The organism is Halochromatium roseum (assembly GCF_016653315.1).
Classification (GTDB): Bacteria; Pseudomonadota; Gammaproteobacteria; order Chromatiales; family Chromatiaceae; genus Lamprobacter; species Lamprobacter roseus.
The window spans coordinates 102,764-122,447 of record NZ_NHSH01000070.1; the positions used below are offsets into that span (position 1 = coordinate 102,764).

At 62.7% G+C, this 19,684-nt stretch carries 18 protein-coding genes and 3 pseudogenes; 12 read left to right on the forward strand and 9 right to left on the reverse strand.

Annotated elements, in window-relative coordinates; translation table 11 throughout:
- Nucleotide 1: 1 nt before the first annotated feature.
- The 11 genes and pseudogenes from dtd to CCR96_RS24770 form a co-directional block, all read left to right on the forward strand.
- Entirely contained in the window at nucleotides 2–439 is a 438-nt protein-coding gene (gene dtd, locus CCR96_RS19230; RefSeq protein ID WP_201222338.1) for a D-aminoacyl-tRNA deacylase, read from the forward strand.
- Between the two features lie 103 nt (nucleotides 440–542).
- A complete protein-coding gene (hisB, locus tag CCR96_RS19235) occupies nucleotides 543–1,151 on the forward strand; it encodes an imidazoleglycerol-phosphate dehydratase HisB (protein WP_201222340.1) in 609 nt (202 codons plus the stop codon).
- A gap of 292 nt (nucleotides 1,152–1,443) precedes the next feature.
- Nucleotides 1,444–2,184, forward strand: coding sequence for a 1-(5-phosphoribosyl)-5-[(5-phosphoribosylamino)methylideneamino]imidazole-4-carboxamide isomerase (hisA, locus tag CCR96_RS19240; RefSeq protein WP_201222342.1), 741 nt, complete (start codon nucleotides 1,444–1,446; stop codon nucleotides 2,182–2,184).
- 130 nt (nucleotides 2,185–2,314) lie between these two features.
- A complete protein-coding gene (locus CCR96_RS19245; RefSeq protein WP_201222344.1) occupies nucleotides 2,315–2,632 on the forward strand; it encodes a phosphoribosyl-ATP diphosphatase in 318 nt (105 codons plus the stop codon).
- A 294-nt stretch (nucleotides 2,633–2,926) separates the two neighbouring features.
- Nucleotides 2,927–3,199, forward strand: coding sequence for a twin-arginine translocase TatA/TatE family subunit (tatA, locus tag CCR96_RS19250; RefSeq protein ID WP_201222346.1), 273 nt, complete (start codon nucleotides 2,927–2,929; stop codon nucleotides 3,197–3,199).
- 97 nt (nucleotides 3,200–3,296) lie between these two features.
- Nucleotides 3,297–3,686, forward strand: a complete 390-nt coding sequence (gene tatB, locus CCR96_RS19255) for a Sec-independent protein translocase protein TatB (RefSeq protein ID WP_201222348.1) — start codon at nucleotides 3,297–3,299, stop codon at nucleotides 3,684–3,686.
- 10 nt (nucleotides 3,687–3,696) lie between these two features.
- Nucleotides 3,697–4,923: a twin-arginine translocase subunit TatC gene (tatC, locus tag CCR96_RS19260; protein ID WP_201222350.1), complete on the forward strand. Its 1,227-nt coding sequence runs from the start codon at nucleotides 3,697–3,699 to the stop codon at nucleotides 4,921–4,923.
- A 118-nt stretch (nucleotides 4,924–5,041) separates the two neighbouring features.
- Entirely contained in the window at nucleotides 5,042–6,064 is a 1,023-nt protein-coding gene (locus CCR96_RS19265) for a LysR family transcriptional regulator (protein ID WP_242519227.1), read from the forward strand.
- A gap of 33 nt (nucleotides 6,065–6,097) precedes the next feature.
- Nucleotides 6,098–6,451, forward strand: a pseudogene (locus CCR96_RS24760) (dCTP deaminase); the annotation flags it as partial.
- Nucleotides 6,452–6,460: 9 nt separating this feature from the next.
- Nucleotides 6,461–7,600, forward strand: a pseudogene (locus tag CCR96_RS24765) (dCTP deaminase domain-containing protein); the annotation flags it as partial.
- Nucleotides 7,601–7,825: pseudogene (locus CCR96_RS24770) on the forward strand (dCTP deaminase); the annotation flags it as partial.
- 113 nt (nucleotides 7,826–7,938) lie between these two features.
- Here CCR96_RS24770 and CCR96_RS19275 read toward each other — a convergent pair.
- From CCR96_RS19275 to CCR96_RS19300, 6 genes are all read right to left on the reverse strand, one after another.
- A complete protein-coding gene (locus CCR96_RS19275) occupies nucleotides 7,939–9,714 on the reverse strand; it encodes a glycosyltransferase family 39 protein (protein WP_242519218.1) in 1,776 nt (591 codons plus the stop codon).
- Between the two features lie 178 nt (nucleotides 9,715–9,892).
- A complete protein-coding gene (locus CCR96_RS19280; RefSeq protein ID WP_201222363.1) occupies nucleotides 9,893–10,666 on the reverse strand; it encodes a hypothetical protein in 774 nt (257 codons plus the stop codon).
- Nucleotides 10,663–11,556: a phosphatase PAP2 family protein gene (locus CCR96_RS19285; protein ID WP_201222371.1), complete on the reverse strand. Its 894-nt coding sequence runs from the start codon at nucleotides 11,554–11,556 to the stop codon at nucleotides 10,663–10,665. The genes CCR96_RS19280 and CCR96_RS19285 overlap by 4 nt, the downstream gene beginning before the upstream one ends.
- A gap of 20 nt (nucleotides 11,557–11,576) precedes the next feature.
- Nucleotides 11,577–11,729 (reverse strand): DUF5989 family protein, encoded by a 153-nt coding sequence (locus CCR96_RS19290; RefSeq protein WP_200240908.1) that lies wholly within the window; start codon nucleotides 11,727–11,729, stop codon nucleotides 11,577–11,579.
- Between the two features lie 43 nt (nucleotides 11,730–11,772).
- Entirely contained in the window at nucleotides 11,773–12,177 is a 405-nt protein-coding gene (locus tag CCR96_RS19295) for an SxtJ family membrane protein (RefSeq protein WP_201222373.1), read from the reverse strand.
- A 23-nt stretch (nucleotides 12,178–12,200) separates the two neighbouring features.
- Nucleotides 12,201–14,054 carry a carbamoyltransferase family protein gene (locus tag CCR96_RS19300; protein ID WP_201222375.1) on the reverse strand — a complete coding sequence of 618 codons (1,854 nt, stop codon included), beginning with the start codon at nucleotides 14,052–14,054 and terminating at the stop codon, nucleotides 12,201–12,203.
- Nucleotides 14,055–14,283: 229 nt separating this feature from the next.
- Here CCR96_RS19300 and CCR96_RS19305 point away from each other — a divergent pair, with 229 nt between their 5' ends.
- Complete coding sequence (locus CCR96_RS19305) at nucleotides 14,284–15,408, forward strand: SGNH/GDSL hydrolase family protein (protein ID WP_201222377.1); 1,125 nt, start codon at nucleotides 14,284–14,286, stop codon at nucleotides 15,406–15,408.
- Here the strand turns inward: CCR96_RS19305 and CCR96_RS19310 are convergent.
- Genes CCR96_RS19310 through CCR96_RS19320 form a run of 3 tightly spaced genes read right to left on the reverse strand, consistent with a single transcriptional unit; the run spans nucleotide 15,370 to nucleotide 19,503 of the window.
- The gene (locus CCR96_RS19310) at nucleotides 15,370–16,518 is read right to left on the reverse strand and encodes a glycosyltransferase (protein WP_201222379.1); all 1,149 of its coding nucleotides are present in this window, start codon (nucleotides 16,516–16,518) and stop codon (nucleotides 15,370–15,372) included. The two genes, CCR96_RS19305 and CCR96_RS19310, sit on opposite strands and share 39 nt — an antisense overlap.
- Nucleotides 16,511–18,340 carry an asparagine synthase (glutamine-hydrolyzing) gene (gene asnB / locus CCR96_RS19315; RefSeq protein WP_201222381.1) on the reverse strand — a complete coding sequence of 610 codons (1,830 nt, stop codon included), beginning with the start codon at nucleotides 18,338–18,340 and terminating at the stop codon, nucleotides 16,511–16,513. The genes CCR96_RS19310 and asnB overlap by 8 nt, the downstream gene beginning before the upstream one ends.
- A gap of 5 nt (nucleotides 18,341–18,345) precedes the next feature.
- Nucleotides 18,346–19,503, reverse strand: coding sequence for a glycosyltransferase (locus tag CCR96_RS19320; protein WP_201222383.1), 1,158 nt, complete (start codon nucleotides 19,501–19,503; stop codon nucleotides 18,346–18,348).
- Nucleotides 19,504–19,684: the final 181 nt, after the last annotated feature.

The following is a 19,684-nucleotide window of genomic DNA, read 5'->3' on the forward strand; positions in this document are numbered from 1 at the left end:
CATGATCGGCTTATTACAGCGGGTTCGCGCGGCCCAAGTTGAGGTTGAGGGGGAAACGATCGGTGCCATCGGCAGCGGTCTGTTGGTGTTGGTCGGAGTACAGAGGGGTGACACCGAACCGCGCGCGACTCGGTTGCTGGAACGGCTGCTGAGCTATCGGGTGTTTGCCGATGAAACCGGCCGCATGAACCTGAGCCTGGTCGATGTCGGTGGTGGCTTGCTGTTGGTGCCCCAGTTCACGCTGGCTGCCGAGACCAAAAAGGGCACCCGCGCGAGTTTCACCCGTGCCGCCGCTCCTGCGGAGGGAGAGCGGCTCTTCCATCTGTTGCTCGAGCAGGCGTGTGCCTGTCATCGCCCGGTCGCCAGTGGGCGTTTCGGTGCCGATATGCAGGTGACGCTGACCAATGATGGGCCAGTGACCTTCTGGCTCGAGTCTTGAGTGCTGTCTATACTGTGCAGTTGCCACCGCGCTTGTCGCTGACTTTGTCGCCGACTTTTTGCCGCTGACTTTTTGCCGCTGACCGGGAGCCCGCCATCTGATCATGAGTGCAGAACCCCTCGTCCATCGCATCGCTGAGATCGAGCGCAAGACCCTCGAGACCCAGGTGCGCGTGAAGCTCGATCTCGACGGGGTCGGCCGTGCGCGGTTCGATACTGGCGTGCCCTTTCTCGAGCACATGCTGGATCAGATCGCCCGCCATGGTCTGATCGATCTTGAGGTGCAGGCGGAAGGGGATCTGCAGATCGACGCGCATCATACGGTTGAGGACGTTGGCATCACCCTCGGCCAAGCACTCGCCGCGGCCTTAGGCGACAAAGCCGGCATCCGCCGTTATGGCCATGCCTATGTGCCCCTCGACGAGGCACTCTCGCGGGTGGTGGTCGATCTCTCGGGGCGGCCGATGCTGACCTACGAGGTGCCCTATACTCGGGCCTTGATTGGCGGCTTCGATGTTGATCTACTGCGCGAGTTCTTCCAAGGCCTGGTCAACCACGCCGCGATGACATTGCAGATCGATAATCTGCGCGGCATCAACGCCCATCATCAGGCCGAGACCCTGTTCAAGGCGTTTGGCCGCGCGCTGCGCATGGCTGTCGAGCCCGATCCGCGCATGGCAGGGGTGATGCCTTCCACCAAGGGCAGCCTCTGAACAGCGGCTGTGAGCCTCTCGCCTCGATCGACCAGCTCGCCGAGTTCCGAACTTCCCTGGCCGCGCCGCCGCTCGTCGGGCTCCAGTTGGCTGCGGCCCTGTTTGACGGTCTCTTGTCTTGCAGCGTCTAAGGTGCGATGCGTTTTGACAGACATCGCCCAAGAAAATCGCCCAAGAAAATCGCTGAAGGTCGACTCAGTGGTCGCTCGGGCAGAGGCGCTGGCGGAGCTGATCAAGCGCGCGATCTGGCGCACACTCGTATTCACTTCAATCGCCCGCCGGAGGGCCCTCGATGTTGCTGATTCCCGCTATTGACCTGAAGGACGGCCGCTGTGTGCGTCTACGACAAGGCCGCATGGACGACGAAACGGTGTTCTCGGATGACCCGGTTGAGGTTGCCGGTCGCTGGGTTGCTGAAGGCGCGAAGCGGCTGCATCTGGTCGATCTGAATGGGGCTTTTGCTGGCGAGCCGGTCAACGGTGATGCGATTCGCGCCATCGCTGCCGCCTTTCCCGATCTGCCGATCCAGGTCGGCGGTGGCATTCGTGACGAGCAAACGATTGGCGCCTATCTCGAGGCGGGGGTGCAGTGGTGCATCATCGGCACTCAGGCGGTCAAGGAGCCCGAGTTGGTGGCTCGAGCCTGCGCGGCCTTTCCCGGTCATCTCATCGTCGGGCTCGATGCCAAAGACGGTCAGGTCGCGATCAATGGCTGGGCCGAGGTCACCGAGCACCGCGTTGAGGCCCTGTCGCAACGCTTTGAGAACGACGGCGTCGAAGCCATCGTTTACACCGATATCGGCCGTGACGGTATGCTGACCGGACCCAATATCGAGGCCACCCGCGCCCTGGCTGACGCGATTCGTATCCCAGTGATCGCCTCGGGTGGCGTCACCAACCTGGACGATCTCAAGGCGTTAGTGGCGGTCGCCGAGCCTGGCATCATTGGCGCGATCACCGGTCGCGCTATCTATGAGGGCACGCTCGACTTTGCTGAGGGACAGCGAGTAGCGGCTGGAGCTGGTGAGGCCTGAAGCCAGCGTCCAGCCTATGGCAGCATCGCTTTGGCGTCTGGGAAGGCGACGCGCCATGTATCTAGCCTGAAACAGACGCTTCATATTCCGGAGTGGTGACGCGCCATGTACTTCAAGAGAGGCTGAAATCGTGTCCGATATCCTGAGTCGACTCTCCGCGGTGTTGGAAGAACGCAAGGGCGCTGACCCTTGCTCCTCCTATGTCGCCAAGCTCTACGAGAAGGGGCTGGATGCCATCCTGAAGAAGATTGGCGAGGAGGCCACCGAGACCGTGATGGCGGCAAAGGATGGTGATCCGGATAAGCTCGTCTACGAACTGGCCGACCTCTGGTTCCATTCGCTGGTGCTGATGGCGGATCAGGGGCTGCATCCGGATGCCGTGCTCGCTGAGCTGGATCGGCGCTTCGGGCTCTCCGGACTGACCGAGAAGGCCTCAAGGTCGGATTAACCTGAATCGCACGCAATTCATCAGCCCGGGTGCTGCGGTGCGCCATCAGCCTGAGAGCCGCTGGAGATCCGGCTGAAGGATAGAGGTTGGCCTGCGGGCGTCGGTCGGATGCATCAGTCGAATGCGTCGTTTGTTGCCCAGAGATATGCACTGCGGCATGGCCATGCGGTATAGTCGCCGGTCGTGGCGAGAACATGTCAGAGGCGAGCGGCGATCGCCGCCTCGAGTTGTACTCAATGAACAGTTCGGTTGTCCGTGCAGGGCGACCTCAAGGCTTGGTCCCGGGAGGTTTCGATGGGTGTCGGTGGAATCGGTATTTGGCAACTTTTAATCATCCTCTTGATCGTTGTGCTGCTGTTCGGCACCAAGCGATTAAAGAGCATTGGCTCAGATCTCGGCAACGCCGTGAAAGGGTTTCGCTCGGCGATGTCGGATGGCGACAAAGCGGATGAGGACGATAAAGACCCAAAGCGTTTGGACGCAGCGAAGTCTGAGCAGGCGGCTGATGCAACCGGCTCGATGAGCGATTCGGGCTCGGATAAGTCAGCAGATAAGACCAAGGTCTGAGATGCCGGCGGCAGTCTGCATCATCGAGCGTGCTTGAACAGACGCTTGAGCAGATGCTTGAACAGACGCTTGAACAGATTGGATTAGGGCGGATCAGATGTTCGATGTGGGTGCCTTAGAACTGCTGGTGATCAGCGTGGTTGCGCTGATCGTAGTCGGTCCTGAGCGGCTGCCTAAGCTGGCGCGCGCCGCTGGGCTCTGGGTCGGTCGAGCGCGGCGTGCCTTCTCTTCGGTGAAGGAGGAGATCGATCGCGAGATCAAGGCAGACGAGCTCAAAGAGATCCTGCGCAAGCAATCCCAAAGCCGGCCATTGGATACCATCCTGGAAGAGGCCGTGAGCGGCCAGCCAAGCGCCAAGTCGAGCGGACAGCCCGCTGCTCAGCCTTCTGTCTCGAGTCCTGGTGCGAAAAGCGCGTCAGACGCTGATCTCGATAACGCCTCAGGCTCGGGCTCGGCAACAACTGATTCCCCCAAGGACCGCGCATGAGTCGCCTCGGATGAGCTTAGCCTCCCGCGAAAGCACTAAACAGCAGGGCTCCTCGGGGGCCGATGCGCTCGGGCCAGATGGCTTGGGCGGCGAGCAGCCGTTCATCTCCCATCTGGTTGAGCTGCGCGACCGCCTGATTCGGATGCTGATCGCCATCCTACTGGTGTTCTTGGTCCTGTTCCCGTTCGCGAACGACATCTACACCTTCATCGCTGAGCCGATCCGCGCGCAGTTGCCGGCCGGCTCGCAGATGATCGCGACCCAGGTTGCGTCCCCGTTCTTGGCGCCCTTCAAACTGGCATTGGTGGTCGCGATCTTCGTTGCCATGCCTTATCTGCTCTATCAGTTCTGGGCCTTCATCGCACCCGGGCTGTACACGCATGAGAAGCGGTTGGCGGTGCCGCTGGTGACCTCCAGCATCCTGCTGTTCTATCTCGGCATGCTGTTTGCGTACTACGCGGTCTTTCCGCTGGTGTTTGGCTTCTTCTCGGCGGTGACGCCCGAGGGCGTCGCGCAGATGCCCGATATCGCCTTCTATCTCGAGTTCGTACTCAAGCTCTTCTTTGCCTTCGGCATCGCGTTCGAGATCCCGATCGCGACCATTCTGCTCGTGGCGATCGGTGCGACGACGCCCGCAGCGCTGAAGCAGAAACGTCCTTACGTGATCGTCGGCGTCTTCGTTGCCGGCATGCTGCTGACACCGCCAGATGTGATCAGTCAGACGATGCTGGCATTGCCGATGTGGCTGCTGTTCGAAGCAGGGATCTTCTTCTCGCGTTTCGTCCAGCCCAAGGAGAGCGAAGATGAAGGGGCGGGTACGCCCGATGGTCCCGAGGATGCTCCCAACAGCCCCTTGTTTGCCGGTGATACGGATTGGTCGCCGACCCCGCATCCGTCGCCAGACAACGACCTCAGTACCATGGTGGGTGATGAGATCGACGGTGGCGATCGCAACGAGCCTGGTCGCTATCGGCCGATGACCGATGACGAGATGGAGGCTGAGCTGGATGCTATCGAGGCCGAGGAACTCGAGACCTTGGCGCCTAACCCGTTGGCAAGCTCAACGGATGATTCGTCGCAGCTCGAGCTGATCGAAACACTGATCCGCAAGGCGAACGAGCTGCGGGCATCGGGTGAGGTTGCCCATGCAAAACAGCTCTTGTACCGCGTGCTCGAGGAAGGCAACGCGGATCAGCGCGCGGTTGCTCGCAATATCCTGGTCGATTTGGATCGGTGAGCGATCCGCTGGCGTTCGATCTAGCTGGGTACTCAGCGGCAACATCGGCAATCCGCGTTGGGACAGGGAGAGTGCGAGTGCTAGTGCCATGAATCACGACGCGTCAACCGACCCAGACCTGCCTGCTGCGCCCCAGTCGCGTCCTCGAGAAACAGCACGCGCGGCGGCGGGGCCGTCGGGTTGGGGCAGTCAAAATCGCCTCAAGCAGTTACGCGCTTTTTGCCACGCGGCGCGCGTCGGCAGTATTAGCGTGGCAGCGGAGATGGTCTCACTGAGTCAACCCACGGTCTCGTTGCAGATCCAATCGCTCGAGCGCGAGCTCGATACCATCCTCTTTGAACGCCGCGGACCGAAGATCCAGCTCACCCCCGAGGGGGCGCTGCTGTTCGAGCTGGCGCAGCCGCTGGTGCAAGGTATCGACGGCCTCCAGGAGACCTTCGCGGCGCAGTGTGGTCGGCTCGATCGCGGTCGGCTCGATATCGCCGCGGGCGAGTCAACCATCCTCTATATCTTGCCAGCGCCGGTGCAGCGCTTTGCCGAGCAGTATCCAGGCATCGAGCTGCAGCTCCACAATGTCACCGGTCGCGATGGCCTGGCGATGGTGCGGGCCGATGAGGTCGACCTGGCGGTGGGCTCGATGCTCGAGGTGCCGGACGATATCCGCTATATCCCGATCGTGGACTACCGGCCGACATTGATCATGCCGCTCGGACACCCGCTGGCGGAGAAGTCCCAGGTCTCGTTGCAGGATATCGCTGAGCATGGCCTGATCCTGCCGCCGCGTCATCTGAGCACCTGGCGTTTGGTTGATCTGGTGTTCCGGCAGCAGGGACTAAGCTACCAGGTCCGCCTGGAGGCTGGCGGTTGGGAGGTGATCAAGAAATACGTCGCGCTCGGGCTCGGCATCTCGATCGTCACTGATGTCTGTCTCACCGGCGAGGACCCACTGGCACGCCGGCCGTTGGATGCCTATTTCCCGGCGCGCAGCTATGGCCTGGTGCTGCGGCGAGGCAAGTTCATGTCTGCGAGCAGCAAGCGCTTCCAGGCGCTGATGACCGAGCTGTTCTTGGCCGGCGCCGAGCGCTCTGATCAGCCACTGGCTGCCGGTGACGACTCGTTCGAGGATGGTCTGCTCGGTTAAGATCCCAATCTGTTTCGGTACAACGTCGACACTATGAGTATTAAATCCGACCGCTGGATTCGCCGGATGGCGAGCGAGCAGGGCATGATCGAACCCTACATCCCCGGCCAAGTGCGGGAGTCGGAAGGCGGCGGCCGCGTCATCTCCTACGGCACCTCAAGCTATGGCTACGATATCCGCTGTGCCGATGAGTTCAAGATCTTCACCAACATCAACTCGGCCATCGTCGATCCGAAGAACTTCGACTCCTCGAGCTTCGTTGATCTCAAAGCCGATGTTTGCATCATTCCGCCGAATTCATTCGCGCTTGCCAGGACCGTCGAATACTTTCGTATCCCACGCAATGTGCTAACGATCTGTCTTGGCAAGAGCACCTATGCCCGTTGCTTTCGCGCTGACACCCGCGTTGCGCTGCTCGACGGTTCTACACCCACCTTAGAGGAGATGGCGCTGCGAGCCGAGCAGGGTGAACTCTTTTGGGGTTACAGCATTGGCCAATATGGTCGCGTCATCGCTGCTTTGCTCGAGGCCCCGCGCTATATCGGCCGCGACTCACTGCTCGAGTTGACGCTGGATAACGGCGAGCAGATTCATTGCACGCCGGACCATGAATTCGTGCTTCGCGACGGGCGCATGCTCCCAGCCAACGAACTGCGTCCGAACGATTCTCTGATGCCGCTCTATCGGCATCTCGCTCGTGGATACGAGATGGTCTATCAGCCGTCCAATGGCCATCTGTATCCAACGCATCGGCTTGCTGACGAATGGAACCTGCGCAATGGACTTTACGAAGATGTGCCCGGGACGCACCGGCATCATAAGGACTTCGACCGCCTTAACAATCTGCCTTGGAATATCGAGCGCCTAGCAGCGTCTGAGCATATCCGACTGCACAACGCCGAGACCTACGGTGAAGATTTCGATCCTGATGAGCACAGTCAATCCATTCGTGAGGTCCTGAGCCGGCTCCGAGAAGACCCGAAATGGCGGGAGCACTATTCCTCTGTTCAACGCGAGCGTGCAGAGCGCTTCTGGCATGACGAGGCCTATCGAGAGGCACGTGAACGCTTGATCCAGACACATTTGGATCGCTGGAAAGACGATGAACGGCGGCGGCAGCAAAGCGAGGCGATGCGCCGGCACTATCAAGACCCGGCTGCACGTCTTGCCAGTGCAGCGGCATCTCGACAGGCCTGGGCGACCGATACAGGGGCGCGTCGAATGCAACAGGCTGAGATCGCAGCACGCATTAACCGGCGCGATGAGATCGACGCCAAGGTCGTACGCGAGGCTTTGGATGTGACAGGTTCAATCCGAGGCGCGGCTCGGCTCCTCGACTGCGATCGTTCGGTATTTCGCCGTTTTCCGGAAGTCATCGCCGCCTTTCGTGGGAAAGGAGCACCAGCGATAAGAGAGTCAGCGGCCGTGTACAACCACAAGATACAGGCCATTCGGGCCGTCAAGGGCGACCACGACGTTTACTGCTTGACAGTTCCGGAGGCAGGCAATTTTGCGCTCGCCGCCGGTGTTTTCGTCAGCAATTGCGGCATCATCGTGAATGTGACCCCGTTGGAGCCCGAGTGGGAGGGACATGTGACGCTCGAGTTCTCGAATACGACGCCTCTGCCGGCCAAGGTTTACGCCAATGAGGGTGTGGCGCAGATCCTGTTCCTGGAGTCGGACGAGGTCTGCGAGACCTCGTATAAGGATCGCGGTGGAAAGTATCAGGGACAGCGCGGTGTAACCTTGCCGAAGCCCTGACAAGATTAGGAGTGTGTGAACACTGTTGCTTCCAGTTTGACTAGCATCAGTCACGGGTTATCCAGTGACCAGGGTGGCGAAGAGTGCCGTCGGTGTCTTGCTGTGCTTGCCGTTCATGGCGCTTCCAATCCGGGCGCCGCTTCAGAACGATAGCGATACAGCCGCCAAACATTGGCCGGATCATCACAACCCCCGGCCTCCCAAGCTGCGGCACCATCGACGGCGGTGAAGCGGCCATCGGGGCAACTGTAGAGACTGCGGATCTCGACCGCTTCGAAGCCTGCGATCTCGGGCGCGGAGAACTTGCGTGCTAGCAGCCAGAAGCCGGTCTGCTGTAGGACTTGCGGGTCTGGCAACGGCGCGATCCGTCCGCGTCCATACTCCGATGGTCGGGTGATGCCGGGCCATTGGCTGACTGCGAGTTGGGGCTGATAGAAGTTCAGCATCGCCGCGAACTGGTAGCGATCCGCGACCACGGGTTCGGTTAAGCGTGCGCTGTAGCCAGCCAATTTCTCGAAGCCGCGGGTCTCGCGCATTGCCCGCCCGGGCGCATCGGGCAAGGGCGGGAAGGCGGTGACTGCGTGCAGCACATAAATGCTGATCAGCACCAGGTTGCCGGCGGCGGCGAGGAGCGCCCAGCCGTCAATACCCAATCCGCGACCAGCCGAGCGTCGCAGCAGCAGCGCGACGAAAGGTGCGGCGCCGATCAGATAGGGCGCCGCCCAGTTCGCCTCGACCTCGCTGCCGAGCGCGACCAGCGCGAACAGTCCCAAGGGCACCAAAGCCGCTGCGCCCAGCAGCGAAACAGCGGCCGGGTCGAGCATGTTGGTCGCTCGCACGCTGATCGTTTGATTGCACTCGGGTGTGATACCCGCAAAGCGCCGACCAAGGTTGCGCGCAAAGCGTCCACCAAGGTTCCGCTCAAGGCGCCACAAAGGATGCCGCCCTGAGTATTTATCTGAGTGCTGACCAGTTGAGTGCTGACCAACTGGGCGCTGGCCAGCGAGCAGGTAAGAGCGTCGACCAACGCGCCAAAGAGCGATACCGATCGGCACCAGCAGTAGCCCCCAGAACAGCAGTTGCTCGCCGAGATAGCCACCGAGGCTGGAGAGCCGCTCGCCCCAGTCTATCGGTTCCGACAGGTCTGGCGTATACGCATGCGCGCCAGTGACTGCGGGCAGGGCGTCTGCTGCTAGCTGGATCGGTCCGCTATCGGTCGAAAAGCCGTGCCCGAACTGGAACCTGAGGGTCAGCCAGTCGTTCTGCGCGTTCCAAACCAGGTTTGGCGCGAATACTAGTAGCGCGACTAGCCCACCGAGATAGGGCCAAGGTGTGCGCAGCGCGCGTGGGTCAGCGCGCAGCAGCGCCCAGAGGAAGACCGGGCCGATCATGACCATGCTGTATTTGCCGAGCAGCCCGAGCCCGGTCGCGAGACCCGCTGTGAGCCAGCGCTTGCGCTGGCCTTGGAGCGCACGGAGGGCTTCGTGTAAGGCTAGAGGCCAGCACAGCATCAGCACCGTGTCCGGCGTGGTGATGATCCCTGCGACAAGCCCTGGGATGCTGGCGACCGAGAGGATGAGCGCTAGGAGCAAGCCGTTGCCTGAACTCAGGCCACTGGCGTGATAGAGTCGCCAGAGTACCAACAGCGACAAGCCGCCCAAGGCGACCGCGCCGAGCCGAGCGGCCAAGGTTGAGCCAGGGGCGAGCCAGGTGCCGACGCCGACCAGGGCGACCCCCGGTGGATGATCAAAGTAGCCCCAGGCCAGTTGGCGCGCCCAGTCGAAATAGTAGGCCTCATCGCGCGTGACCGGCAGTGAGTCGGCCACCAGCAGCCGCCAAGCCGTGACGCCGAGGATCAGCAGCAGCACCCAAGCGATGCCTGTACCCATGCCCATACCCCGTTGAGAGGGATCGATCTGAATCCGGCTTCCGCCCGTGCTTGAGTTCGGGCTAGGGCTTGGGCTAGGCGTTTGACTCGAGCTAGGATTTTTCCTCGGACTAGGACCAGGACTAGGAGGACTAGGACTCGGACGCTGCTGTGCTCCGCTAGAGCGGCTCATAAGCGCCTCATGAGCGCTGCCGAGACGGCACGCAATCGCTCTCGCGCTGGCTGCGTTGGATCAGCGCCTGCAGCCGTTGCTGCTCGTCGACCAGTTCGTCCGGTGGCTTGGGTGAGCGCTTGAGCATCGTCGCGGCCTGCGCGAGTCCTTGGCAACGGTCGCTGCCGGACTCTTTCAACAGCGCGTGGTAGACCAACGCCGAGGCGCCGTAAATGAAGCCCAGAGCACTGTCTGGTACCTGCGCGCGCGCCTCTTCGGCGGCCGTTATCAGCTTTTGGTTCTCGCGATCGAGCTTGTTCTCGCGCACCGAGGCGTCGAGCCGATTGCGCCGCTCGCTGAGTGTGAGTAAGAGTCCACCATGATAGGAGGCGATTCTCGGCGATGCGCTTGAAGGTTGCAGGTCGAGGGCCTGGCGATAGCCGGACTCGGCCTTGTCGAGGAGCTTGCGCGTCCGTCCTCCGGTCGCGGATGCATCCGCCGGGAGTTGAATGGCGAGGCGTAAGCAGGCATCGGCATGGATGGCGTGCGCTTCGGCGCAGAGGTCGCTGGCCTCGGTGCACTGGATGCGGGCAGCGGCGATGCCTTCCCAGTTGCTAGCGGCAACCAGCGCTTGCAGTTGGCTCGGGTTAAGACCCGGCCCAGACTCGGTGACGGTTTGGGTCTGACAGCCCACCAGCAGAGCGGACAGGCCAATCAGGCCAATCAGGAGCCGCGTCGCAAGGCCCCGACCTGATTGGGGTCTCTGCTGACGGCGACCTTGGCACTCTGCGCATGGGTTCATCGGCGTGCCTGCTTCGCGGGCGCCTTGGCCTGACGCTGAAGCAGGGGCTCTGCTCGGGCGTTGCGGTCTGAGACTGAGCCTGAGTCTGAGTCTGAGCTTGAGCCTGGGTCTGAGCCGAGGACTGACGTGCCTGGCGGCTCCAACGGGAACAGGCGTTGCAGAATGAGAAAACCCAGCCAGACCAGCAAGATCGAGGTCAACGTATCGCTGAGGAAATGGGCGCCCGCGGCCATCCGTGCGAGCACCATGGCCAGCAGATAGAGCAGGGCCACGCCGGTCCAGATGGAGCTGACCCCGAACAGCACCACCGGTACCGCGACCAGCCATGCGGCGGCCGCGACATGACCAGAGGAAAAGCTACCGCCGTTCTGATCGGAGACGACGAAGGCCGGCGTGAAGGTCCGGTGGCCGCCGAACGGCTCGAGCTGGATTGGGCGTGCTCGTCCCCAATGCTCCTTGAAGACTTGATTGACGATCAGCCCTGGCACGAGCGCGAGTAACAGCAGCAGGAAGCCCAGTTGGCGCCCGCTGACGAGCCGTGCGGCGCTGACTTTGCTGGGTTTGGCGAGGCGTAGATCTCCACGTCGCGTGAGGACAACACGCATGGCCTTGGCCTCGGGCGCGTCAATGCCGCCTAGGGCGCTGCTTGCCGCCGATGCATGCCGGCGCCCAATCGCCCAAGCACCGGTCAGGCCAAGGCTGGCGATCACCAAGGCCTCATCGATCGAGCCATACATGAATTGTTCCCAGAAGGCACCGCGCGCGGCGAAGCCGCCCTCCGGGGTCCAGAACAGACCCGCGACGACGAGATCGATCTGCGGAAACGCGAGCCAAAGATCGGCCAGCGCGAAGAACAGAATCGAGACGGCAAGCAGCGGCGGGGCACTCATGGATGCGATGGGGTTTGCTTTCAGAAAAGGGTATAGATGAACGGCGCGACTGCCGAGCCTTGGGCGAGCACGATCAGTGCCCCGAGCAGCAGCATGACGACGATAATCGGCGCGAGCCAGAACTTCTTGCGCTCACGCATGAAGCCCCAGAGGTCTTTGAGCAGGTCGAGCATCGGTAGCAGTCTCTCGTCGGTCAGGTTGTGCGCAGGTCGTGCGTCAGTAGGGTCGTTCGAACGAATCGGGCGCAATCGGCCGGCTCGGTTCGCGGTAGCTCTCGGCCTCAGGCCGCAGCCGGCGACGCATCGGGTCATGACGGAACAAGCGCATCACCGCGCCGACCGGCACGAACAGCAGAAAGAACACCAGGCCCAAGATCAGCGGCGTCGTGATCCGACTCATCATCAGGCCAAAACGCATCCAGCCGCGATAGACCGGGCGCAGACTGCGCGGCGCTATCCAGCCCCAGAGCGCTAGCACCGCAGCCAGCGGCCAAGGCCAGAGCGGCCAGCCAAGGCTGAGCAGCCAGGGCAGCAACAGCCCAAACAGCAGGACGATGATCGTCGCCGTGGTCAGCGCGAAGCTGCGCAGTCCGGCGCGGTCGAGTTCGGGGATCGGGTGCATGGGGTGGCGATAGGCTCGGTACTCTAGTCCAGCTCGAAGGTCTGCTGCCAACTCAGGTCTTGCTCCTGAGTGGGTTGTTCGGACTTGGTCAGCAGGCAGTTCTCGAGCACCAGGGCGTCCATCTCAGTGCGCATGAAGCAGCGATAGGCATCCTCGGGTGAACCGACGATGGGCTCGCCACGGACATTGAATGAGGTGTTGACCAGCAGCGGACAGCCGGTACGCTCGGCAAAGGCCGAGATCAGCCGATGGAAGCGGGGGTTGGTCTCGCGGTGCACCGTCTGCAGCCGTGCCGAGTAATCGACATGGGTGATGGCCGGGACCTCGGAGCGGGCGATATGCAGCTTATCGATCCCGAACAACTGTTGCTCGGCCTCGGTCATCTTGATCCGCTTCGACGCGGCCACCGGTGCGACGATCAGCATATACGGGCTGGGCCGCGACTGCTCGAACCAGTCGCTGACCTGCTCGGCGAGCACCGCTGGCGCGAATGGGCGAAATGACTCGCGGTACTTGATCTTCAGGTTCATCACCGACTGCATGCGCGGATTGCGCGGGTCGCCAATGATCGAGCGCCCGCCAAGCGCGCGCGGGCCGAACTCCATCCGCCCCTGGAACCAGCCGATGATCTGGCCGGCGTCGAGCAGTTCGGCCAGTTTGGCCATCAACACCTCGTCATCGAGGCGCTGATAGGGGATTTCAGCGTCATCCAGAAAGGTCTGGATCTGCGTATTCGGGAAGCGCGGGCCAAGATAGGCGCCTTGCATCCGGTCCGTCGTCGAATCAGTCGAGCTGGTGCGTGGCTGATCCAGATACTCATACCAGACCGAGAGCGCCGCCCCGAGCGCACCACCGGCATCGCCCGCGGCGGGCTGAATCCAGATCTGCTCGAATGGGCCTTCACGCTGCAGGCGGCCATTGGCAACGCAGTTCAGCGCCACGCCGCCGGCCAGGCAGAGCCGATCAACCCCAAGCTCGCGATGCAGCGTGCGCGCAAGCCGCAGCACCACCTCCTCGGTAACGACCTGGATCGAAGCAGCTAGATCCATCTCGCGCTGGGTCACCGGCGACTCCGGCTGGCGCGGTGGGCCGCCGAACAGCCGCGTGAAGGCGCGGCTGGTCATGGTCAGGCCGTTGGCATAGTTGAAATAGCGCATGTCCATGCGGAAGCTGCCGTCGTCCTTGAGCGCGATGAGATGCTTAAGGATCAGCTCGACATAGCGCGGCTCGCCATAGGGCGCGAGCCCCATCAGCTTGTACTCACCGGAGTTGACCTTGAAGCCGGCAAAGTAGGTAAAGGCTGAATAGAGCAGGCCGAGCGAGTGCGGAAACTGGATCTCCCACAATGGGCTCAGCCGGTTGCCCTCGCCGAGCCAGGCACTGGTGGTCGCCCACTCGCCGACGCCATCCAGGCAGAGCACCGCCGCGCGCTCGAACGGACTCGGGAAGAAGGCCGAGGCGGCGTGCGATTGATGGTGCTGGGTGAACAGCAGCGGCGGCAGTTGCGCAATCGGCAGCGCACCGAGCTTGGCCAGCTCCCGCTTGAGCAGCTCCTTAAGGAATAGCTTCTCCTTGAGCCAGATCGGCATCGCGGTGATGAACGAGCGCAGCCCGCGCGGCGCATAGGCGAGGTAGGTCTCGAGTAGCCGCTCGAACTTGATCAGCGGCTTGTCGTAGAAGACGATCTGATCCAGCTCGGCCAGCGCGATGCCGGCCTCGTCGAGGCAATAGCGGATCGCCTCGGCCGGGAAGGCGGCATCATGCTTCTTGCGCGAGAAGCGTTCCTGCTGGGCAGCCGCCAGCACCTCGCCGTCGCGCACCAGAGCGGCCGCGCTGTCGTGATAAAATGCCGAGATGCCGAGGATGTTGACCGCCATGAGAACCGCAAACGCGTCTGCACTAAGGTTCGCGCGGCGGGTGCCGCGTCAGCCGCCGGAGTATAACGAAGTTCTGATGGTCTGACCTATCGGATCGGCTGACCTATTTAGATTGGCTGACCTAGCTGACCGCTGATCGGCGCGCGCCTTGGGTCGGTCGCTTGTAGAACGAATGCGATGAACGTAGGACGCGGAACGCAGCGCGGCTGTTTCGCGCCGAGGAAGGGGCATGGTGCGTCGTCTATTGCTGGGGTTCGTTTGGCTGCTGTTCGTCTTTCTGCTTTTGCAGCTGGCCGGCTTTGTGTTCTATCAGTTCGTGGTCAGCCGGCCGATCAGCGGCTATGGCTATCCAACCGGGCTCGAGCAGCCGCATGCTGAACTCGGCTACCATTATCAGCCCAATTTCTCCGCGCATTTCAAGGGCACGGCCTATCACCACATCCTGATCGAGACCAATCCTCAGGGCTTTCGCGACGCCGATTTCGCACCGCGGTCGGGCGAGGGCCTGCGGGTCGCCGTGCTTGGGGATTCCGTGGTACTCGGCCCTGGTGTCGAGGCCGAGGAGCGTTTCACGAGCTGCCTCGATAAGCCGGCGATCGCGCGAGCAGCCCCTGCCGGGCAGCCAGCGGCCTCTTCAGTGCAATCACAGGACTGGCGGGTGCTCAATCTCGGCGTGCATGCGTACAGCTTCGGCCATTACGTCAAGCTCGCCGAGCTGGATTTCCTCGGTGCCGAGCCCGATGCGGTGCTGCTTGGGATCACGCTCAACGACTTCGCGCCGATGCAGAGCGTCGGCCCAGCGCGACGCGCTCGCCGGCAGGTCGAAGGTTGGCATAAGCCGGAGTGGATCGCGCGCATCCAAGCGCGCATTGGCCGCACCTATGCGGCGCGTTTCCTCGACGAACTCGATACCCGACTTCGCTATGCGTTGCTTAGTGCCGATGAGCGCGAGGCCTATCACACCACCTGGATGCGCACCGTGGTCGAGGCCTGGCGGCAGGACGAGAACCGCGAGCGTTTCGCGACCCGTCTGGATCAATTCACCGACCTCATCGAACAGCGTGGTCTGCCGCTCGGCATCGTTCTGTTCCCCGAGTTGAATGCGCTCAGCGATCCCGAGACCTTCGATGGCCCGCGTCAGCAGGTGCGAGCCCTGCTCGAGGCCCGCGACCTGGACTACTGCGATCCATACGATGACTTCGCCCGCCAGCCAGACCTGGAGGCGCTGTTCCTGGTTCGAGACAGCGTGCACTACACCCCGCGTGGCCATCAGCTGTTGTGTGCGGCGATCGAGCGCTGTCTCGAGGCCGGGGCGCTAGCCGAGCTTGCCGAGGCCAGCTCGGCAGAGCGGTAGCCTCATGGCGGACAAGTAGGCATCAGTGGCGGCTTCGATGCCGTAACCGCGGGCTGCTTGTTGGAGTGTCGCGGCGGGTAAGGGTGCAGCGAGGGTGCTTGCCATGGCCGCGGCCAAGGCTTGGTGGTCCCCAACTGGAACCAGCGGCCCATAGCGACCTGCTTGCAGGATCTCGCTCGGACCGCTCGGACAGTCCGTCGACACCACGGGCGTGCCAAGCGCGAGCGCCTCGATGAGCACAAAGCCCAACCCCTCCCAGCGCGATGTAAAGGCAAAGAGATCCGCGTTAGCCAGGTAGGCATAGGGCTCAGGGATGAAGCCCGGCAGGGTGACATCCTCGGCAACACCCAGCTCCCGTGCGAGCCTGAGCAGGCGCTCACGACGACGGCCGCGGCCAATGATCATCAGTCGGCATTGACGTTGGGCGCGCAGCAGGGCAAAGCCCCGCAACAGCGTCTCGAAGTCTTTGCGCCCGCAGAGTTCGCCGGCGCCGAGGATCAGGGGCCAGTCCGCATCCTGGAACCAGGGATGCGTCGGCGCGGGCAGTTTGGTGTCGAACAGCAACGCTGGCACCACCGGCGAAGGCGCCACCTGGATCAGCGATCGTGCCAGGCCGGTGTAACGCGCGATATCGTCCGCGGCACCCTGACTAGGAGTGATGACTTGGTCAGCAAAGGGGTACAGCTTGCCGATCGAGGTCCGCTGCAACCAGCGTTCCCACCAACCACGACTGGCAAGATCAACCGAAAGCGTAGTCCCCAAGCGCAGCAACAAACGGGTCTCGACGCCGGCCAGGGCACGCGCCAGTAAGGCGGTTCGGTTGACACGGTCCTTGTCCGATAAGAGCGCGGCAGGTCGCTCGCGACGCAGGTAGCGCACCAGACTTGGCAGGCAGGCGTAGGTTTGCCGATGACCGAGATCGAGGATGCGGATACCGGGGGCGGCTGTTCCAGGATCAGCCGTGTTCAGTTCTGGCCCGTGCCCACGCACCTTGAGCAGATCGACCGGATAGCCGCGTCGGGCGATCGCCGGCAGCAGGTTCTTGGCCACCCGGTCGACGCCGCTGTGGCCGGAGGTGGACAAAAAGAAGGCAACGCGAGGCTCAGCCATCAGAGGCGATCCAGTCCAACGGGTCTTCATTGGGCTGCGGAACTTGGCCCGGCTGGTCGATGAACAGTCGGTGCCAGATCGCGAACTGCAGCAGGCCGAACAGCTCCCGACTGCCGCCACGATGGGCTTGTCGCGCCGCCACCAGATCCGGGATGGTTTCGCTCCGAAACCACTCACGAACGCCCTGGTTGCGCATCAGCAGGTCACCAATGCGCGCCGCCATCGGGCCACTGAGCCAGTCGCCAACCGGGACATGGAAGCCGCGTTTCGGCCGCTCGAGATGACCCGGTGGCAAACGGGGCTCAGCCCATTGGCGCAGCAGCACTTTGCCGGTTCGCCCGAGCACCTTGAGATGATCTGGCAATGCTAGCCCAAACTCGACCAGGCGATGGTCGAGGAAGGGCACGCGCCCCTCAACCCCAAAGGCCATCAGCATGCGATCGGTCTTCACCAGTAGGTTGTCCGGCAGCGCGGTCACCAGGTCGGTCTGTTGTCGACGTTGTAGGTCGGACCAGTTCCGCGGGGTCGACTGCCAGGCATCGATGAACGGCTGGCGGGCGCGTGCTGCGGCATGGCTCAGCCTCGGCCCGAACAGGCGTTGCATCCAGGTCCGCGACCATTGCGGGCGGCTGCGAAAGCCGCCGCTGCCGGGGTGGAGCAGGGATTTCCCCCAGCGCTCCAGCCGCGTTGGGCGGTAGCGACGGTAGCCGGCGAAGGCCTCATCGCCGCCCTCGCCGGAGAACACCACCTTGAGATCCTGTGCGGCCGTCTCGGCCAGGATCGATGTGGGCAGACAGGCGTAGTCACGCATCAACTCGTCTGCCGCCCAGACACTGTGGGGGATGCGGGCAAACACCTGATCCAGCTCCAGCTCGAGGGCGCTGTGCTCGAAGCCGAACCAGTCGGCAACCCGTTGCGCCTCGTCGAGCTCGTGCGCCATCGCCGTGCCGCGATAACCGACCGAAAAGCTCTGGATGCGTCCGGCCCCAAGCGCCTGCAGCTGACAGGCGAGCACCGCCGAGTCGAGCCCCCCGGAGAGAAAGAGTCCGAAGGGCACATCGGCGCGCATGTGCTCTCGCATCCCTTCGGTGAGGAGACCGTCCAGCTGTTGCAGGGCCTCGTCTTCGTTCAGGCTGCTTGGGGCGATCTGCAACGGCGACCAATACCGATGCCGGCGAATCCCCAGATCGGCGTCGATCACCAGCATCTCGCCGGGCAGCACGCGGCGAATCCCAGCGACAAGGGTCTCCTCGCCACTGCTGAACTGCTGCAAGAGAAATTGTGCGAGCGCCTGAGGCTGGACCTGGGGTTGGTGGCCAAGCAGTGGCAACAGCGCCTTGATCTCGGAGGCAAAGGCGATGCGATCAGGGAGTTGCAGGTAGAACAGGGGCTTGATGCCCAAGCGGTCGCGCACCAGCAGCAGGCGCCGCTGGGCGTCGTCGTACAGGGCAAAGGCATACATGCCGCGCAGGCGCTCGAGGTAGCCGTCGCCGTATGCCGCGTAGGCGAGCAGGATGGATTCGGAGTCTGAACTCGAGGAGGGATGGTGACCGAGCCGTCGCAACGCATCGTTCAGCTCGAGGTAGTTGTAGATCTCGCCATTGGCCGCAAGGCTGAGCCGGCCGTCGCTGGAGACCATTGGCTGATGTCCACTGCTGAGCCCGATGATGGACAGTCGCGTCTGCGCCAGCCCGACGGCGCCCTGGATATGCACGCCCTGGTCATCCGGACCGCGATGCGCCAACTGCGCGGCCATGGCGTCGAGCAGCGCTCGTTCTGGCTTGCGGCCGTCTTTCAGGATCAATCCGGCGATGCCGCACATCGTCCTTAGTTCGCCGTCCCAGGCTCGCCGATCCCTAACTCGGGAGCGCTCATCTCCGGCCTTGGATCGCTGAGCCCGAGCACCTGCGCATAACGCGCGGCGCTCCGTTTCGGGTCGAAGCGCCCGGCACCGGCGCGCAGCAGCTCTGCCGGTAGCGGCTTCTCGAGCACCGAACGCATCGCTTCAGCCAGGGCAACCGGATCATCAACCGGCACCAAGGGGCCGAGCCGGCCATCGTCGAGAATATCGCGCGCGCCGCTTGGGCAGTCGGTCGAAACACAGGGCGTGCCGAGTGCGAGGGCCTCGATTAGGGCGTTGCTGGAGCCCTCGAACAGCGATGAGCAGACGAACAGATCGGCAGCGGCAACATAGCGAAACGGGTTTGGCTGATAACCCAGCAATTCGATCCGATCCGCAATCCCGAGCCGTGTTGCCAGCGCCTGCAGCCGGTCATGCTGGCCGCCCTGACCGCAGATCATCAGGCGTGCATCGAGTGCCGTCGGTAGTAACGCGAAGGCGCGCAGCAAGAGGCCGAAATGCTTGGCTCGCACTAGGCGCCCGACACTGACGATGATCGGCCCGGGCTTTTGTTTGAGCCAAGGGTGCAAAATCGGCTCGCTGGCCAGGCGGTCGATCGTCTCGGTGTCGACCGGATTCAGGATGGTTTCGATGCGCGGCGATGGGTGGTGCTGTATCGACCCCCGGCTTAGCATGCGGTGCAAGGCGGCACTGACCCCGGAAGAGTTGCCGATCAGCAGATCGGCTTGGCGATAGAGCCGGGTGAGTCGCCAGCCATTCCAGGCCGCTGTCCAGGGACTGTTGCGCTTGAGCCGTTCCGGAACATTGGTACCGATGCGAAAAGCAGTGAAGGGTCGCTCTCCGGTCAGCTTGGGTTGCATCAGGAGGCGATGACTTCGGTCGCGATTGCTGAGGATGGCGTCTGGCTGGCGCTGGTGCAGATAGTCGAGCAGCTGGACCTCGGCCTGCTTGAGTTGCTCGAGATCGATGGTAAAACACTCGACCTCACCTCTAAGCTCGCTCAGGTCTGGATGCCTGGGACTCGGTAGCAACAGGTCGATCTCGATGCCCCGCTCGAGCAGCGCCTCCATCAGCGTTGTCATCACGCGTCCGATACCGCCACTTCCCTTGAGGAAACCAATCATGGCCAGTCGCGGTCGAGGTTCGCTTGCGCTCGCACTCGGAGACGGGAATGCCCTGTTATCGGTCATGCTCTGTGCCTTTTTCAGTCTTGCACGAGAAATATCCTCCTTCAAAGGGAGGCGCGAGCTGCCTGGAATCCTGCGTTTCTTTCCGGGCTTGGACGCATCTTCCTGAAGAGATGGT

Bases quoted from the DNA above. Each gene is read 5' to 3' on its own strand.
- CCR96_RS19310 (WP_201222379.1), bottom strand. From the start codon at position 16,518: ATGGCTGAGCCTCGCGTTGCCTTCTTTTTGTCCACCTCCGGCCACAGC.
- CCR96_RS19295 (WP_201222373.1), bottom strand. From the start codon at position 12,177: ATGCACCCGATCCCCGAACTCGACCGCGCCGGACTGCGCAGCTTCGCG.
- CCR96_RS19280 (WP_201222363.1), bottom strand. From the start codon at position 10,666: ATGAACCCATGCGCAGAGTGCCAAGGTCGCCGTCAGCAGAGACCCCAA.
- CCR96_RS19275 (WP_242519218.1), bottom strand. From the start codon at position 9,714: ATGGGTACAGGCATCGCTTGGGTGCTGCTGCTGATCCTCGGCGTCACG.
- CCR96_RS19320 (WP_201222383.1), bottom strand. From the start codon at position 19,503: ATGATTGGTTTCCTCAAGGGAAGTGGCGGTATCGGACGCGTGATGACA.
- CCR96_RS19305 (WP_201222377.1), top strand. From the start codon at position 14,284: ATGGTGCGTCGTCTATTGCTGGGGTTCGTTTGGCTGCTGTTCGTCTTT.
- tatA (WP_201222346.1), top strand. From the start codon at position 2,927: ATGGGTGTCGGTGGAATCGGTATTTGGCAACTTTTAATCATCCTCTTG.
- CCR96_RS19285 (WP_201222371.1), bottom strand. From the start codon at position 11,556: ATGAGTGCCCCGCCGCTGCTTGCCGTCTCGATTCTGTTCTTCGCGCTG.
- tatB (WP_201222348.1), top strand. From the start codon at position 3,297: ATGTTCGATGTGGGTGCCTTAGAACTGCTGGTGATCAGCGTGGTTGCG.
- CCR96_RS19290 (WP_200240908.1), bottom strand. From the start codon at position 11,729: ATGCTCGACCTGCTCAAAGACCTCTGGGGCTTCATGCGTGAGCGCAAG.
- tatC (WP_201222350.1), top strand. From the start codon at position 3,697: ATGAGCTTAGCCTCCCGCGAAAGCACTAAACAGCAGGGCTCCTCGGGG.
- hisA (WP_201222342.1), top strand. From the start codon at position 1,444: ATGTTGCTGATTCCCGCTATTGACCTGAAGGACGGCCGCTGTGTGCGT.
- CCR96_RS19300 (WP_201222375.1), bottom strand. From the start codon at position 14,054: ATGGCGGTCAACATCCTCGGCATCTCGGCATTTTATCACGACAGCGCG.
- asnB (WP_201222381.1), bottom strand. From the start codon at position 18,340: ATGTGCGGCATCGCCGGATTGATCCTGAAAGACGGCCGCAAGCCAGAA.
- dtd (WP_201222338.1), top strand. From the start codon at position 2: ATGATCGGCTTATTACAGCGGGTTCGCGCGGCCCAAGTTGAGGTTGAG.
- hisB (WP_201222340.1), top strand. From the start codon at position 543: ATGAGTGCAGAACCCCTCGTCCATCGCATCGCTGAGATCGAGCGCAAG.